Source organism: Embleya sp. NPDC008237 (genome assembly GCF_042956465.1).
Lineage (GTDB): Bacteria > Actinomycetota > Actinomycetes > Streptomycetales > Streptomycetaceae > Embleya.
The window spans coordinates 91,484-107,656 of record NZ_JBIBGL010000021.1 but is presented as its reverse complement, the minus strand read 5'-3'; the positions used below and the strand labels follow the sequence as shown (position 1 = coordinate 107,656).

14 protein-coding genes and 2 pseudogenes are annotated in these 16,173 nt (G+C 69.5%); 2 read left to right on the top strand and 14 right to left on the bottom strand.

The annotated features are described in order from the left end of the window. Positions 1–30: 30 nt before the first annotated feature. The 3 genes and pseudogenes from ACFZBU_RS40330 to ACFZBU_RS40320 all read right to left on the bottom strand — a co-directional run. Positions 31–486, bottom strand: a pseudogene (locus ACFZBU_RS40330) (hypothetical protein); the annotation flags it as partial. 72 nt (positions 487–558) lie between these two features. Continuing rightward, positions 559–835, bottom strand: a pseudogene (locus ACFZBU_RS40325) (acetate/propionate family kinase); the annotation flags it as partial. A 323-nt stretch (positions 836–1,158) separates the two neighbouring features. Then, entirely contained in the window at positions 1,159–1,851 is a 693-nt protein-coding gene (locus ACFZBU_RS40320) for a pyridoxamine 5'-phosphate oxidase family protein (protein WP_391588746.1), read from the bottom strand. A 249-nt stretch (positions 1,852–2,100) separates the two neighbouring features. Between ACFZBU_RS40320 and ACFZBU_RS40315 the strand changes: the two genes are divergently transcribed. Continuing rightward, on the top strand, positions 2,101–2,598 hold the full coding sequence (locus ACFZBU_RS40315; RefSeq protein WP_391588745.1) for a CBS domain-containing protein: 498 nt from the start codon (positions 2,101–2,103) through the stop codon (positions 2,596–2,598). A gap of 122 nt (positions 2,599–2,720) precedes the next feature. Here ACFZBU_RS40315 and ACFZBU_RS40310 read toward each other — a convergent pair whose 3' ends face one another. The 7 genes from ACFZBU_RS40310 to ACFZBU_RS40280 form a co-directional block, all read right to left on the bottom strand. Next, the gene (locus ACFZBU_RS40310; RefSeq protein WP_391588744.1) at positions 2,721–3,383 is read right to left on the bottom strand and encodes a response regulator; all 663 of its coding nucleotides are present in this window, start codon (positions 3,381–3,383) and stop codon (positions 2,721–2,723) included. A 66-nt stretch (positions 3,384–3,449) separates the two neighbouring features. Beyond that, entirely contained in the window at positions 3,450–3,890 is a 441-nt protein-coding gene (locus ACFZBU_RS40305) for a CBS domain-containing protein (RefSeq protein WP_391588743.1), read from the bottom strand. Then, on the bottom strand, positions 3,887–4,405 hold the full coding sequence (locus ACFZBU_RS40300; protein WP_391588742.1) for a universal stress protein: 519 nt from the start codon (positions 4,403–4,405) through the stop codon (positions 3,887–3,889). The genes ACFZBU_RS40305 and ACFZBU_RS40300 overlap by 4 nt, the downstream gene beginning before the upstream one ends. Before the next feature lie 207 nt (positions 4,406–4,612). Beyond that, a complete protein-coding gene (locus ACFZBU_RS40295) occupies positions 4,613–4,798 on the bottom strand; it encodes a hypothetical protein (RefSeq protein ID WP_391588741.1) in 186 nt (61 codons plus the stop codon). Between the two features lie 389 nt (positions 4,799–5,187). After that, positions 5,188–6,900, bottom strand: a complete 1,713-nt coding sequence (locus tag ACFZBU_RS40290; protein ID WP_391588810.1) for a SulP family inorganic anion transporter — start codon at positions 6,898–6,900, stop codon at positions 5,188–5,190. A gap of 20 nt (positions 6,901–6,920) precedes the next feature. After that, complete coding sequence (locus ACFZBU_RS40285) at positions 6,921–7,265, bottom strand: ArsR/SmtB family transcription factor (RefSeq protein ID WP_391588740.1); 345 nt, start codon at positions 7,263–7,265, stop codon at positions 6,921–6,923. 813 nt (positions 7,266–8,078) lie between these two features. Then, complete coding sequence (locus ACFZBU_RS40280) at positions 8,079–8,342, bottom strand: transposase (protein WP_391588739.1); 264 nt, start codon at positions 8,340–8,342, stop codon at positions 8,079–8,081. Here ACFZBU_RS40280 and ACFZBU_RS40275 point away from each other — a divergent pair. Then, positions 8,316–8,543 (top strand): hypothetical protein, encoded by a 228-nt coding sequence (locus ACFZBU_RS40275; RefSeq protein ID WP_391588817.1) that lies wholly within the window; start codon positions 8,316–8,318, stop codon positions 8,541–8,543. The genes ACFZBU_RS40280 and ACFZBU_RS40275 overlap by 27 nt on opposite strands. Before the next feature lie 629 nt (positions 8,544–9,172). On the opposite strand, the gene narI is transcribed toward ACFZBU_RS40275, so the two are convergent. Genes narI through ACFZBU_RS40255 form a run of 4 tightly spaced genes read right to left on the bottom strand, consistent with a single transcriptional unit; the run spans position 9,173 to position 15,973 of the window. Continuing rightward, positions 9,173–9,892: a respiratory nitrate reductase subunit gamma gene (gene narI / locus ACFZBU_RS40270; RefSeq protein WP_391588738.1), complete on the bottom strand. Its 720-nt coding sequence runs from the start codon at positions 9,890–9,892 to the stop codon at positions 9,173–9,175. Then, positions 9,889–10,587, bottom strand: coding sequence for a nitrate reductase molybdenum cofactor assembly chaperone (gene narJ / locus ACFZBU_RS40265; protein ID WP_391588737.1), 699 nt, complete (start codon positions 10,585–10,587; stop codon positions 9,889–9,891). Before narJ ends, narI begins: the two co-directional genes overlap by 4 nt. Further along, positions 10,584–12,242: a nitrate reductase subunit beta gene (gene narH / locus ACFZBU_RS40260; RefSeq protein WP_391588736.1), complete on the bottom strand. Its 1,659-nt coding sequence runs from the start codon at positions 12,240–12,242 to the stop codon at positions 10,584–10,586. The genes narJ and narH overlap by 4 nt, the downstream gene beginning before the upstream one ends. Further along, complete coding sequence (locus ACFZBU_RS40255; protein WP_391588735.1) at positions 12,239–15,973, bottom strand: nitrate reductase subunit alpha; 3,735 nt, start codon at positions 15,971–15,973, stop codon at positions 12,239–12,241. Before ACFZBU_RS40255 ends, narH begins: the two co-directional genes overlap by 4 nt. Positions 15,974–16,173: the final 200 nt, after the last annotated feature.

Below are 16,173 nucleotides of genomic sequence, written 5' to 3'. Positions count from 1 at the left end.
TTCTCGACACCTCACACACTGGCCGCGTCCTCAGGCGCCCGGCAGGGGCGGAGGGCCCGACCGACCCTGCCGAACGGCCCGCTTGGAGGGGCCGAGCCGGGCCGCCGGGTGAGGTCGCGTGCTCTTTTCGGAGGCGACGAGTGAACGCGTCTGGTGGGCGATCTCGACGTCCTCGCGGGCGGTGACGACGAGCGTGCGGACGGGGCCGTCGGAGGCGCTCACGTCGGCGTCGCCGCGCGCCTCGGCATTGGCCCGCGGGTCGAGGCGTACGCCCAGGAAGGCGAGTTCGCGGACGGCGTCGGCGCGGATGGCGTCGTCGTGTTCGCCCACTCCTCCGGTGAAGGAGAGGACATCCAGGCCGCCCATCGCGGCGGCCATGGCGGCGATCTTCGTCCGGAGTCGGTAGGCGTGGATCCGGCGGGCGATTCCGGCGCGCCGATCGCCGGCCTCGGCGGCGGCGCGGATGGCCTGCATGTCCCCGCCGTGCCCGGCGAGCGCCTCCGCGTACGGCGGCCAACGAGGCCCCCGCGCCCAGGTGGCAGCTCACCACGCGCGCCGATGCCGGTTCGACGCCGGCCAGTTCGCAGGCGCGCCGGGCGGCGTACGCGTGGGACAGGCCGTGGAAGCCGTACCGGCGCAGTTCCCACTTCGTACGCCAGCCCTCCGGCAGGGCGTAGGTGCTCGCCTCCGCCGGCAGGGTGCGATGGAACGCCGTGTCGAAGCAGGCGACCGCCGGCACGCCCGGCAGGGCCCGGCGAACCGCGTCGATCCCCGCTGGCGCTCGCCCCTGGTGCAGCGGCGCCGACGGCGCGAGGCCGGCGATCCGCGCGAACACCGACGGGTCGAGCGCGTCGCACCGGTGAACTCCGCCCCGCCGTGCACCACCCGGTGACCGACCGCGTCGACGGGGCCGGCATCGCGCAGGAATCCGGAAACCGCCCCGTCCGGAATCACGTCGGGGCACTCGATGGTCGACGCGCAGACGACCCTGTCAGTCGGCTCCAGTACCGACAATTTCACTGTCGACGACCCCGCGTCGACGACAAGGACTCGATCCGGGTTCATCATGTGTACTCCCTCGCGATTGATCTGGATTCGATGTGCGGGCACGGGGATCGCATCCGCGGCACAGTCTCGGCAACCGAGACTCGCACGGGCTCAGGCGTCACCCCTCCGGGGACGCAACCTGCGGCCGGTGACCTCCCTCGGACAGACCCGGGTCCAAACCTCCGGGACACCTTCGGACCAGGTACGAGCCTCCGCTGTCGCCAACCGGGCCGTGTCGGCCGGATCGGTCACGGGCTCGGCGTCGCCGATCACGAGCACGCTCCATCCCCATCGGGCGATCCGAATCAGCTCGTCCACCTCGAAGGCCACCCGCCCGACCAGTGTGGCCGGCCGCGAGCCCGCCGCGCTGCGATAGAGCACATCCGTGCCGTCCATCAGGTAGTCGACCGGCAGCACGAACGGTTCCCGGGTCATGGCCGGGGCAACGCGCCCGACATCGTGCAGGAACAGTCGGGCCCGGCACTCCTCCTCGGTCATCACGATCAGTTCCCGGGTCTCGGGTGCGGGAGGGACTGCGGGTGCCGGTTCCGGTGAGGGCGGTGCTTCCTCGATGCCGCGCAACAGGTGTTGGGCGCTGGTACCCAATGCCGCCGCCAAACCGGTGAGCGCCGCGAACGACACCGGCGCCGACCCTTCCTCCAAGTGTTCGAGCCAGTCCACCGACAGGTCCGTACGGCGCGCGAGTTGCCGCACCGTCAGTCCGAGATCACGCCGCCGCCGTCGCACGCCGACCGCCAGGACAAGGTGGTCGGGGCGGTGTGTGCCCGCCGTTTCGTCGTCCATGTGTGCCGCCTCCGTGGATGGATGCGCTGCCTCCCCCGACGGTTGCGCCACAGGGAGGGTTCCGGCAGGGCCGTTGGACCCGCTCGTACGGAAAATGGCCGGGTCCGAGGGGACCTGCGAGGCGTTCGGCCGGATCACTCGCGCCGGATTTCGGGTGTGCGGTGATACAGCGTCACCGGGACATACGGCCAGGCCGGGGTGAAGGCGGCGAGGGCCGTCCGGACGGCACCTCGTACACGACGGAAGGCGGTGGCGGTCGGGGTGGCGGCGACCGTGATGTCGGCGACGACGACGTCGCGGACACCGCAGGACTCGGCGCGGGAACGCGAGGCACCGCCACCCGACGAGGCGCTCACCGCCCGGGGACTGATGACGGCGCCGGCGATCACCGTGGCAACGACCTCGAGCACCCTGTGGGCGGCTCGGCTGATGGACCGCCACCACGTCAAGCGCCTACCGGTGGTGGACCGGTCCGGGCGACTGGTGGGCATCGTCAGTCGCTGCGACCTGCTGGGTGCCCTCGTGCGGTCGGACGCGGAGATCAGAACCGAGATCGAGCGCGAGGTCCTCGGCGAGGCGCGGTGCCTGGATCCCGGAACGATCGAGGTCGAGATCCGCGACGCCGTCGTACAGCTCACGGGCGAGGTCGACCACCCCACCCTCGTCGACGTCGTAACGCGGCGGGACCGGCCGTGTGCGGGTCGCGGGCACCGACGTCGCGCGACCCGACGGACCGAGGTGGGCTGACGCGGTTCCCGCCCCATCCCGCCGATGCGCACTTTCGTTGCCAACGACGGCGGAACCACGGATGCCCGTTGGCCGATATCGGACGTGGGACACAGGTGGGGGTGCGCCGGGATCCGTCGGTCTCAGGTCTGGTGTCGCTCGTTGCCTTGGTGCAACTCGGTCGCGTATACGGCGGCTTGGACGCGGCGTTCGAGGCCGAGTTTGTTCAGGACCGCCGAGACGTAGTTCTTGACCGTCTTCTCCGCCAGGCCGAGGCTCTCGGCGATCTCGCGATTGGTCTGCCCCTGGGCGATGTGCTCCAGGACCTGTTGTTCCCGTTCGCTGAGTCCGGTCGGCCCCGGCTCCGCGGCCGGTCCCCGACGTACCCGTTCCAGGACGCGCGTGGTCATCGTGGGGTCGAGCAGCGACTGTCCGGCGGCGACCGTGCGCACGGCGGCGATCAGGTCCCGACCGCGGATCTGCTTGAGCACGTAGCCCGCCGCGCCGGCCATGATCGCCGCGAACAGCGCGTCCTCGTCGTCGTACGAGGTCAGGATCAGCGCGTTGATCTCCGGGAAGCGCGAGCGCACCTCGCGGCACACGTCGATCCCGCTGCCGTCCGGCAGGCGGCCGTCGAGAATGGCGACGTCGGGGCGCAACGCCGGGATGCGCCGGGCGGCTTCGGCGGCCGAGCCGGACTCGCGGACGATCTCGATGTCGGGTTCGCCACCGAGCAGGTCGGCGAGGCCTCTGCGAACCACCTCGTGGTCGTCCAGCAGGAACACGCGGATGGGCGGTGTCGACACAGCCCTCCTCCCGAGATCGCACGCAGCTCCATGGTCGGACGTCGCCGACGCCCGAGGGTCACGCTGTCACCGTATCGGGCGGTGCAGTCTCAGGAGAACGGTCAACAGGTCGCGGTCGGTGAGAATCCCGAGCGCGGCGCCGCCGGCGTCGACGACGAGCAGCGCGTCGCGGCGGTGCTTGAGCAACTGCTCTCCCGCTGTCACCACGTCGATGTCGGGGGAGACGAAGGTCGTCTCGGTGTCGGCGACGACGCGTCCGGCGGTGTGCTGCTTGAGCCCCAACGGGTCCAGGGTCCAGACGGCGGCGAGGTCGCGGTCGCTGATCAGGCCGAGGGCCCGATCGCCGTCGACGACACCGACGTGGTGCAGTCGAGTGGTGACCATGTTGTCCATCACCGCCCACAACGTGTCCTCGGGGGCCACCGAAACGAGGGGGCCGTGCATCACCTCGCGCACGGTCGGAACGCGCGTATTCGCGTCCGGGGTGAACTGCGTCGTCTCGGTCATTGCGTTACTCCTGTCATGTGTGTGGCCACGGGGATCGGGCGGCGGTCTTCCCCGTCCGGCGCGGCACCGACGGTGACCACCGGACAGGGTGCGCAGCGCAGGCACTCGCGCGTGACGGGCCCGAGCGGGCGCCCATCCACGCGGCGGGGGAGGCTGCCCAAGACCAGCAGGGCGGCTTCGTGAGCCGTGCCGAGCAGCACCGGCACGGTCGGCCCCTCGATCGGGCGACGGACGACGGTGAGGTCCGGCCGGATGTGGTGTGCGCTCTGCTCGGCCGCGTCCAGTAGCTCGCGGACCCCCCGGCGCTGCACGGTCGGGTCGACGAGGGTGTGCATCGGCGCGTAGTGCGCCCGGTGGACGGACATCGGTTCCCAGGCGTGCACCAAGTGCAGCACGGCCCCGCGCAGGGCCGCCTCGTGAGCGGCCCACCGGACGGACCCGTGATTGACCAAGGGGTCCGAGTCCAGTCCGACGACCACGCACGGCGGCCGGTTCTGCGACAGACGCGTGTCCATGGGTTCCTCCTCTGTGAGGGGTACGTCCCCACCCTGCTCCCGCTCGACCGTTCCGCACAGGGTCTCCCGGCCCGGTCACGAGGTCTTTCTCAGGGTCATTCGGCCCTGCGCTGTACGTTGCCGAGCCGAACCACACCACGCTCCATCCGAACGGCACCGCTTCGGACCCCGAGGCCCTGTGACGGGACACACGTTGTTCGGGTGGTGTCAGCCGTGGCCGGTGAGATACATGGCGAGCCAGATCGCCCCGCCGATGAGGTGGGTGCCGAACAGGAACAGGAGCATCCAGCGGATGATGCCGCGTTCGATGTCCTTCTGGGATTCGCCGACCCTCACCGGCGGACGCGGCGCGGATGCGGGGGTTCGGGGAGTCTCGGGCGGTCGATCGATCACGACGGGTGTCCTTGCGAAGTGGGCGCGTCTTCCGCGGAGTCGGTCGTGGCCGGGCGGATACGCAGCCGTGTGCCATCGACTGCGGCTCGGGCGAGTGCGGTGCGCACGGCGGCGGCATCGACTCGCCTGGCAGGCCGTGGAGTTCCGTTCCGGGGGATGACGGTGATCTCGTATGTCATGGTGGAGGCCTCCCGTAAAGGATGATCGGACGCACCGAGCCGCCGTTGGGCGCCGGTGGGGTGATCCACGGGGTCTCGCCCCTGTGGTCGATGTCGTGGCAGGCGATGTCGATGCCTGCGTGTTCGGCTGGGGAGCCGGTGACCTCGAGCAGCCACGGGCCGCGCCTTCGAGACCCGAGGCGGGTGGGGGCGCAAGAGCGCGGTTCCCGATCAGGGGACGTTCTCCAGACGGGCGTTCCCCCGGCCTTGCTCGGGAGGTTCGCCGGGCAGAATCCCCGCGCCGTGCAGACGACGCCGGGCCGCCGCGATCGCCTCGGGCGTAGCCGCGAACACCCGCCCTTCGGCGCGCAGTCGATCCACCACGCCGAGGGCGTCGAGGGTGCGGTGGTGGCCGGGACGGATGCCGGATACATAGACGGTGATGCCGCGGTGCTCCAGTCGCTCGACGACCTCCTTGAGTACCAGTGCCCCCGACGCGTCGAGCATACTGATCCGCGACATGCGCAGGATGACCGCGTGTGCGTCGGCGACCTGCGACAACTCTGCCAGGAAGCGGTGCGCGGCGGCGAAGAACAGCGGGCCGTCGAGGCGGTAGGCCACGATGTGCTCGGCCAACAGGGCATGTTCCTCCGCGCCGTGGTCCTTCGGCAGATCCTCACGCAGCGGCACGTTCTCCACCCGGACGTTCCGGGCGACCGCCCGCAGCGCCAGCGCCCCGGCGACCAGCAGGCCGAGGACGACCGCCTTGACCAGGTCCAGGGCGAGGGTGGCGGCCGCGGTCAGTACCAGGATCAGCGCGTCGGAGCCGGTCGCGCGAGCCATCGCCCGCGCCGAGCCGACCTCGACCATGCGGATCGCGGTGGCCAGCAGCACCCCGGCGAGTGCGGCCAGAGGGATCTTCGCCACCAGCGGCGCGGCGGCGAACACCACTGCCGCCAGCACCAGCGCGTGCGTGATCGCGGCCAGCCGCGAGGCTGCGCCGGTACGTACATTCACCGCGGTCCGCGCGATCGCCGCGGTGGCCGGGACCCCGCCGAACAACGGCACCACCAGATTGGCGATGCCCTGACCGAACAACTCGCGGTCCGGGTCGTGTCTTTGATCGACCGTCATACCGTCGGCCACGGTCGCGGACAGCAGCGACTCCAACGCCGCGAGCGCGGCGACCGCCAGCGCGGGCGCCAACAGAGAGGACAACGCCGAAACCTCGAGGAACCCGAGATTCGGGGCGGGCAATCCGGCGGGCAGTTCACCGATGCGCGCCACGTCGAGATGCGCGGTCTGCGCGACGACGGTCACCGCCGCGACCGCCGGCAGCGAGAACGGAACGGTCGGCCGGCGGCGCGCGCCCAGCAGCATCACCACCACCACCGACCCGGCCAACGCCAAGGCGATGCCGTGCGGTTCGCGCACGAACGCCTCGACTGCCCGCCACGCCACCACCGCGGTGTTGTCACCCTCCGGCTTGGGCACCCCCAGCGCGGCCGGGACCTGCTGCAGGGCGATGACCCCGGCGATCCCGAGGGTGAAGCCCTCCACCACCGGGGCCGGGACGTACGCCATGTACCGCCCGGCTCGGGCGAACGCCAGGCCGATCAGCAGCAGACCGGCGAGAAAGCCTACGGTCAACACGCCGTTTGCGCCGTACTCGTGCACGATGGGCACCAGCACCACGGTCATCGCCCCGGTCGGCCCGGAGACCTGGAGGTTCGACCCGCCGAACACCGCCGCGAGCACTCCGGCGACCACCGCGGTCGCCAGCCCCGCCTCCGCGCCCAGTCCCGAGGAGATCCCGAACCCGAGCGCCAGCGGCAGTGCCACGATCGCCACCGTGAACCCGGCGAGCAGATCGCGACGCGGCGCGCAGCGCATCGCCGCGACATCGGCGCGCCCGGGCAACAGGGAACCCACCCGCGCGAACATCCGGAACAGCGGAGGCGTGCTCACCGTGCGTCGGCTTCCGCCTCGCGCAACTCTTCCAACAGTTCGTTGCGTCCGGCCAGCATCTCGGTGAGGATGCGTCGCGCTGCGCGCATCAGATCGGCGACGTCCCCACCAGCCAGCGCGTAGACCACGGTCGATCCGTCGCGACTGGAGGTCACGATCCCGGAGCGGCGCAGGATCGCGAGTTGCTGCGACAGGTTGGACGCCTCGATATCGATCGCAGCGAGCAGATCACGCACGGGCAGCGGTCCGTCCTGGAGCAGTTCCAGGACCCGGATGCGCACCGGGTGCCCGAGCATGCGGAAGAACTCCGCCTTCGCCTGATACAGCGGAACCGGCGCCATCCTCAGTCCCTTCCGTGTTCGTTCTCGCTCGCGGGCCCGGCCTGGGCCGTTTCCGACCCGGGGACTGACACACGGTTTGCTCGTGTCACCGACGTCGCCGTCCTCCGACGCGTACAACATCCGCCTCCCTGCGGACTCCGTCCGGCGGGGGCCGCCTCCCGCCGAACCCGCTCGGGCCGTCGGGGTGGGATCCCGGCGGGTCGTTCCCGACGGCCACGTCCGCCACCGTCCTTGCGGCACGTACGCGCACGGCGGACCGCCCACCTTCGACACTAGAGTGTATGGAATTGAAGAAAAATGCAATTCGTCAAGTGATGAAGGACGTATGCCGCGATCGCCATGGACGGGCGCGTCCGCACCACGCGCACCGGCTCGGGGCCGCTTCCGCCGTTCGAGGCAGACGCCGTGTCGCGGAGCCGGTGCCGGACCGCGGCCGTTCGAGCCGGTCGGCCTGCCGAGGCGACCGGGCAGGCGCCGCCGGAGGAGTCGCCGAAGGGGCCGGAGCCGACTTTTCGTTGGGGCCTCCGCCTCGCTCCGGCAGCGGAGCGAGGCGGTAGGAAGGGCGCTCGGGGGCGACGTGCGGTTTCGGCTGGGCGGTGAAGAAAATCAATGCTCAGCCAGGCAGGCGGCAGCATCCGGGCCGCTTGCGGACCGGATGTGGGTGAGATCGGTCAGGCGGCATGGGTTCGAGGGTGACCTGGTGGCCGAGGGCTTAAAGCCGGCGGACGAGGTCGCGGGTCTTGCGGGCGGGGTTGAGATGCCGTTGGTGCCAGTCGGCGCCGAGGTCCCGGTAGGAGGCGTTGGGTTCGTTGATCAGGTACCAGGCGATGACGAGTATCGAGCGGGCGACGGCGACCAGGGCTTTGGCGTGGCCGCGGCGTTTGACGATGCGCCGGTAGCGGGCGCCGTGGAGGTGTCGGTGCGCGCTGCGGCGTTGGTGGCCTCGCCGAGGGCGCCCTTGAGCCAGGGGTTGCCCTGCCCGGCCGGGCCCGCGGTGTTCTTCGCTCCGGACTGGATCGTGCGGGGGCACAACGTCGCCCATGAGACGAGGTGTTCGGGGGTGAGGAAGCGGCTCATGTCCGCGCCGATCTGGCGAGGATGATCTGCGCGGTGGCCGGGCCGATTCCGGGGACGGCGTCCAGCTTCTCGGCCGGGGCGCGGGCGCTCACGCCGCCGGCGGACGCGGTCGAGGAGGCCGTGAACAAGCGCGGCGTCGCCGGGCGCGGTGGGGGCTTGGGCGAGCGCGAGGACGGCGGTGGTCGCCGCGCCGGCCGGTGACGCGCGCGGGGCCGGCGGTGATCGACGTGCGCGTGCCCGCTCGCGCATTCGCCCTGCCCGAGGGTGATGTGGGTCTCGGCCGTGTGCGGGAGATGCTCGGCGTGATCGAAGCCGAACCGTTTCAAAGCCTGCGCGGGAGCGGCGTCCAGGGCGTCGTTGCCCGACAGCGCCGTGAGCCGGGCCGTCGCCGTGTCCGTCCGTACCCGTTGGCGGTGTGTGAGTAGGGGACCGACATGCCGCGTACCCGGTGGAGTTCGTCGGACAGGACCTGTGGTGGGTGGCGCGGGTAGTTCGGCGCACGGTGTTCCGCGGCCGTGGCCGCGTCGGCGAGATCGACGAGAGCCTGCGAGGGCGCGGGTCGTCGGCGCGGGCGAGGTGGAGAGGTTCACGGACGGCGGGCAGTCCGGCGGCGGTGGTCACGTGTTCCACTCCCCAGTGCGTGGTTGCCCACCCGACGTGGCCCTCCCCGGGGGCCCCACCCGAGCCGACCCCGACATCCCCCGGTGCCTGTCCAATGATCCGCAGGACACGCTCTACTGGCCACTGTTCGTCGGATCCAGGCGGGAGCGCCGCATGAGATCCGCCCTTTCGGCTCCTCGACGCGTTCGCTTCACCGAACGCGTCGAGTGTCAGCCCACGCGGTCCCAGCCCGGACGCGGTTTGTGGCTGCCGAGCTGTGTGACGTCGCGTTTGCGGTAGACGATGTAGGGGCGGGTCAGGTATCCGAGCGGGGCGCTGAACACGTGGACGAGTCGGGTGAAGGGCCACAGTGCGAAGAGCGCCATCGCGATCAGCCCGTGGAGCCGGAAGCCCAGTGGCGCCTCGCCCATGAGTTCGGGGTGCGCGTCGAAGCGGAAGATTCCGCGGAACCAGACCGAGACACCGTCTCGGTAGTCGTAGTGCTCGAAGATATTGGCCGCCACCGTGTTGAACAGGCCAAGGAGGATCACCGCGGTGAGGAAGAGGTACATCACCTTGTCCATCCGGGTGGTGGCCGAGAAGACCGGACCGACGGTGCGCCGGCGGTAGATCAGGATGATCAGTCCGACGACTGTGGCCAACCCCGCCAACGCGCCTACCGAGAAGGCCAGGAAGTGGTAGAGCCCTTCGGACACCCCGACCGCTTCCGTCCAGCTCTTGGGGATGCCCAGTCCGATCACGTGGCCGAAGAACACCCCGATGATGCCGAAGTGGAACAGGGGGCTGCCGATTCGTAGGACGCGGTTCTCGTAGAGCTGGGAGGAGCGGGTGGTCCAGCCGAACTTGTCGTAGCGGTAGCGCCACAGATGTCCCAGGACGAAGGCCGTCAGGCAGATGTAGGGGAAGACCACGTACAGGAACTGATTCACGTGCGGGCTCCCGGGAAGGTGGGCGTGGGTAGCAGGGTCGTCCCGCCCGACGCGGCGGGGCTGAATCCGGGGTTGGCGAAGGGTGCGAGCCCCACCTCTTCCTCGGGCGGACCCTCTGCGGCGAGGCGGCTTACGGCATCTCGCTCGTCGCCGCGCAACGGCGGCAGGGTCGCGGTGACGGCTGCGACCAGGCCGGCCCACGGAGAGTCCATGTCCCGCAGCGACAGCCGTAGCAGCTCGAGGCCGGCCCGGTGGTCGAGCATCAGCCCTCGGCCGAGCTCCCCGTCGATCGTTGCGGCGAACTCGAGCACGACGCACAAGTGGTCGGGCAGCTCCGCATCGTCGAGCGTGAAGCCGGCGCGCATGTAGACCTGCTTGAAGCGAAGCAGAGCGACCCCCCGTTTGCGGGTGTCTCCGTGGGCGAAGTAGGTCAGGAACAGGTTGCAGCGTCTGCGGGTGTCGAAGGTCTCGACGTACTGTGCCTGCAACTCCGCCGGTGGCGTGGCCTCCAGCCGCTCCACGGAGTCGCGAATCGACCCGCCGAGCGCCGAGGGCAATTCCCGTAGCGCCGACCGGACCAGCGCGATCCGTGCGGGGAGCTCTTCGTCCGGGTAGTCCAGCAGGAGGGAGACCGACTGCCACACGATGGTCCGCTGGTGCGAAGCCGGCGCAGGCTTCACACGAGCCCTGCTCAAGAGTCCGACCCCTTCGAGGGGAAGAGCCCGGAGGGAGAGCCCTTGCCGTCCCAGTTGAGCAGGTTGACCCGTTTGCCCTTGTCGTCGGGTCCTGCCAGGGAGTCGGAGGTCTGGCGGTCCTGCAGCATCCGGAAGTTCTCCACCGCGATCGGTGTCGGGGCGCCTGATCCTTCGCCGAACGGGCCGGAACCGCCCATCCCGGGCCCGCCCTCGTAGTCGAGCGAGCACTCGGTGGCGAGTTCTTCCAGGGAGTGGGCCTGCTCCGCGTGGGCGGACGGGATGACGTAGCGCTCGTCGTACTTCGCGATCGCCAGCAGTCGATACATGTCGTACATGTTTTCCTCGCTCATGCCGACGGCGGCGGGAATCGAGGCGTCGGGTTCGCGGCCCATGTTGATGTCGCGCATGTAGCACCGCATCGCGGCGAGCTTCTTCAGCACGGCGTCCACAGGCGAGATGTCGCCGGCGGTGAAGAGTTCGGCGAGGTACTCGACCGGGATGCGCAGCGCGTCGATCGCGGCGAACAGATTGCCCCGGTTCTCGGCGTCCTCGCCGGTCTCCTTGACCACGTCGACTACCGGGGAGAGCGGCGGGATGTACCAGACCATGGGCATCGTGCGGTATTCCGGATGCAGCGGCAGTGCCACCTTGTAGGTGTTGATCAGGGCGTGGACCGGGGAGCGCCGGGCGGCGTCGATCCAATCCCGGGGGATGCCGGCGTGCTCGGCCGCGCGCACGACCTCGGGGTCGGACGGGTCGAGGAAGACGTCGCGCTGGGCCTCGTAGAGCCCTTGTTCGTCGGTGGTGGACGCGGCTTGGAGCACCTTGTCGGCGTCGTACAGCATCAGGCCGATGTAGCGCAGCCGGCCGACGCAGGTCTCGGAGCAGATGGTGGGCTGTCCGACCTCGATGCGGGGAAAGCAGAAGGTGCATTTCTCGGCCTTGCCGGTGCGGTGGTTGAAGTAGATCTTCTTGTAGGGGCAGCCCGAGACGCACATCCGCCAGCCGCGGCACTTGTCCTGGTCGACGAGGACGATGCCGTCCTCCTCGCGCTTGTAGATCGCACCGCTGGGGCACGAGGCGGCGCAGGAGGGGTTCAGGCAGTGCTCGCAGATGCGCGGCAGGTAGAACATGAAGGTCTGCTCGAACTCGAACTTCACCTTGTCGGCGATCTTCGTCAGCAGCGGGTCGCGGTGGCCGTTGGTTGTGGAGCCGCCGAGGTCGTCGTCCCAGTTGGCCGACCACTCGATCTTCATGTCCTTGCCGGAGATCAGCGACTTGGGGCGCGCGACCGGCGTGTGCTCCTGGGCAGGAGCGTCGGTGAGCGTGGAGTAGTCGTAGGTCCAGGGTTCGTAGTACTCGCCGATCGAGGGGAGCTTGGGATTGGAGAAGATGGTCAGCAGCTTCTTGAACCGGCCTCCGCCCTTGAGCGTGAGCCGGCCGCGCTTGTTGAGCGTCCAGCCGCCCTTCCACTTCTCCTGGTCCTCGTAGGTGCGGGGATAGCCGAGCCCGGGCTTGGTCTCGACGTTGTTGAACCAGACGTACTCGGTACCGGAACGGTTGGTCCAGGCCTGCTTGCACGTCACCGAGCAGGTGTGGCAGCCGATGCACTTGTCGAGGTTCATCACCATCGCCATCTGCGCCATGACCCTCATCGGTAGGTCACGTCCTGCGAGCGCTTGCGGATGACGGTGACCTCGTCGCGCTGGTTGCCGGTGGGGCCGAGGTAGTTGAACGCATAGGTGAGTTGGGCGTAGCCGCCGATCAGATGCGTGGGCTTGACCAGCAGGCGGGTGAGCGAGTTGTGGATGCCTCCGCGCTTGCCGGAGGTCTCGGCGATCGGTACGTCGATGAGCCGGTCCTGTGCGTGGTACATGTACACCGTTCCCTCGGGCATCCGGTGCGACACGATCGCCCGGGCGACCACGACGCCGTTGCGATTGACCGCCTCGATCCAGTCGTTGTCCTCGATCCCGACCTTCGCGGCGTCCCGGTCGCTCATCCAGATGTTCTGGCCGCCCCTCGAGAGGGAGAGCATGAACAGGTTGTCCTGGTACTCGGAGTGGATGGACCATTTGTTGTGCGGGGTGAGGTAGCGCACGGTGAGCCCCTCGACGCCCTGACCCTCGGAGCCGTCCGAGATGTCACCGAGGGCGGGTTCGGCGAACAGCGCCGCCATGTTCAGCGGTGGCCGGTAGACCGGGAGCCCCTCACCGAGTTCGGTCATCCAGTCGTGGTCGAGGTAGAAGTGCATCCGCCCGGTCAGCGTGTGCCACGGCTTCTTGCGCTCGACGTTGATGGTGAAGGGCGAGTACCGTCGGCCGCCGCTCTCCGATCCCGACCACTCCGGCGAGGTGATCACCGGGACGGGCGGACCCTGGGTGTCGGCGAAGGTGATCCGTTTGCCCTCGTTCTCCTCGGCAAGGTCGGCCAGCCGTACGCCGGTACGCTTCTCGAGAGTCTTGAACCCCTGGGTGGCGAGCGCCCCGTTGGTGGTGCCGGACAGCGCCAGAATCGCCTCGCAGACGTCCACATCGCGCTTCAGCGACGGCCGGCCGGCCGCGACGCCGGTCCGGACCGCGCCGTTCTTGCGCCGCAGGTAGTCCACCTGCGCGCCGAGCTCGAAGGTGACGCCCTTGGTGGTCGCGCCGAGCGTGTCCACGAGCGGGCCGAGTGCGTTCATCTTCTCGGCCACGGCCCCGTAGTCGCGTTCGACCTCGACGAGCCTGGGCATCGTGACCCCGGGGATCGGCTCGCACTCGCCCTTCTTCCAGTCCCGCACGGTTCCGTGCGGGTTCGCCATCGCGTCCGGGGTGTCGTGGGTGAGCGGAAGGGCCACCACGTCCTTGCGGACCCCCAGCCGGGTGGCGGCGAGTTCACTGAACTTCTCGGCGATCGTCTGCCAGGCATCCCAGTCCGTGCGGGTCTGCCAGGGCGGTGCGATGGCCGGGTTGAAGGAGTGCACGAAGGGGTGCATGTCCGTGGTGTTGAGGTCGTGCTTCTCGTACCAGGTGGCGGCGGGCAGCACGACGTCGGAGAAGATCGTGGTGCTGGTCTGCCGGAAGTCGATCGTCATCAGCAGGTCGAGCTTGCCCTCGGGGGCCTCGGCGTGCCACTTCACGTCGACCGGACGTAGGTTCTGCGGTGTCTCGGTGGCCCGTACCGAGGAGTCCGCGCCGAGCAGATGCTTGAGGAAGTACTCGTTGCCCTTACCGGACGAGCCGAGCAGGTTGGCCCTCCAGATGGACAGGATGCGCGGATGGTTCTCGGGGGCGTCCGGGTCCTGCCCCGCGAACTCCAGGGCACCCGACTTCAACTGCTCGACCACGTACTCGCCCACCGGGGTCCCCGCCGCGGCGGCCCGGTCGCTCAGGTCGAGCGGGTTCTTGTTGAACGTCGGATAGGACGGCATCCAGCCCATGCGCGCGCTCTGCGCGAGTACGTCGGCGGTGCTCATGCCCGCGAGCTGCCCGCTGCCGGTCCTGGCGGACAGAGTGTCGGCACCGAACTGGTCGTAGCGGAACTGGTTGGTGTGGAGATACCAGTACGCGGTCTGGATCATGTTGCGCGGCGGCCGGTTCCAGTCCAGCGCGTTGGCGATCTGGGTGTAGCCGGTGAGCGGCCGGACCTTCTCCTGGCCGACGTAATGCGCCCAGCCACCGCCGTTGACCCCCTGGCAGCCCGTCAGGTTGGTGAGGGTGAGAAACGCGCGGTAGATCGTGTCGGAGTGGAACCAGTGGTTGGTTCCGGCGCCCATCACGATCATCGAACGGCCCTTGGACTCCTCGGCGTTCGCGGCGAATTCGCGTCCGACCCTGGCCGCGGTGGAGGCCGGGACACCGGTGATCGTCTCCTGCCATGCCGGGGTGTAGGGCGACTCGGCGTCGTCGTACCCGGCGGCCCATTCTCCCGGAAGGCCGTCCCGGCCCACGCCGTACTGCGCGAGCAGCAGATCGTAGACAGTGGTGACCAGGTGGCCGTCGACCCGCCGGACCGGCACACCGCGCGGCAGATCGGCCGCCGCACCGTCGGGGGTGTCGAAGCGCGGGAAGCGGACGAGCACGCTCTCCCGCGAGGTGTCCATCAGCGTCAACTGGGGGTCGACATCACCGAGTTCCAGATTCCACTTGCCCACACCGGCGTCGCCGTAGCGGTGCCCCAGAGATCCGCCTGGAATGGTCGGCTGCCCTGTCCGCGCGTCGACGAGCATGGTCTTGAACGCGGCGTTCTCCTCGTGCCGATGCTCGGTGAGGTCGGAGGCGGTGAGGAACTTGCCCGCCGTGTACGTCTTCTCGCCGTTTGCACTCGGTCCGGCTGCTTCGTCGAGCCTGACCAGGTAGGGAAGATCGGTGTAGGTCTTGACGTACTGCGTGAAGTACGGGGTGTGACGCTCGACGAAGAACTCCTTGAGCACGACGTGGCCCATGGCCATGGCCAGGGCGGCGTCGGTGCCCGGCTTGGCCGGCAGCCATTCGTCGGCGAACTTCACGTTGTCGGCGTAGTCGGGGGCGACCGCGATGACCTTCTGGCCGCGGTACCGGGCCTCGGTCATCCAGTGCGCGTCCGGCGTGCGCGTCACCGGCAGGTTGGAGCCCCACATGATGAGGTAGCCCGCGTTCCACCAGTCCCCGGACTCCGGGACGTCGGTCTGGTCGCCGAACACCTGGGGCGAGGCCACCGGGAGGTCGGCGTACCAGTCGTAGAAGCTCAGCATCGAGCCGCCGATGAGGTTGACGAACCGGGCACCGGACGCATGGGAGACCATCGACATGGCCGGGATCGGTGAGAAACCGGCCACCCGGTCGGGGCCGTACTTCTCGATGGTGTGCACGTGGGCGGCCGCGACGATCTCCGCGGCCTCCTCCCAGGTGGCACGGACCAGACCGCCCTTGCCCCGCGCGGACTTGTAAGCCTTGGACCGCAGCGGGTTCTCGACGATGTGCGCCCACGCCCGCACCGGATCCCCGTCGTGTCGGGCTTTCGCCTCGCGAAACATCCGGAGCAGGACACCGCGGACGTAGGGGTAACGCACCCGGGTCGGCGAGTAGGTGTACCAGGAGAAGGCCGCGCCGCGCGGACAGCCGCGGGGCTCGTATTCCGGGGAGTCCGGGCCGACCGAAGGGTAGTCCGTCTGCTGGGTCTCCCAGGTGATGATCCCGTCCTTGACGTAGACCTTCCAGGAACAGGAACCGGTGCAGTTGACACCATGGGTGGAGCGGACGACCTTGTCGTGGCTCCACCGGTCCCGATAGAAGTCGTCGGCATCACGACCCCCGGTCTGCGACAGGGTCCTCAGATCGGCGGAGACCGTGCCGCGGGTGAAGAACCGCCGGCTGCGCACCAACGCCTCGGCCACGGTCCCGTCCATCCCGACATCCTTGCTCATGGCACTCCCTGTCCTCGTGTGGCTCAGCGGACGATGATCAACGCACCGGCCGCCGTGAGGGGCACGATGACCGCCGACGGCGAACCGATCGGATATGAAGTCGGTCCGGCCGTGGGCGTCGCCCACCGTCAACCAGGGCCCCTCGCATTCCGCCGGGCCCGGACTGCCACCCGCCGCCGCGCTGCTCTACGACGTGCGTC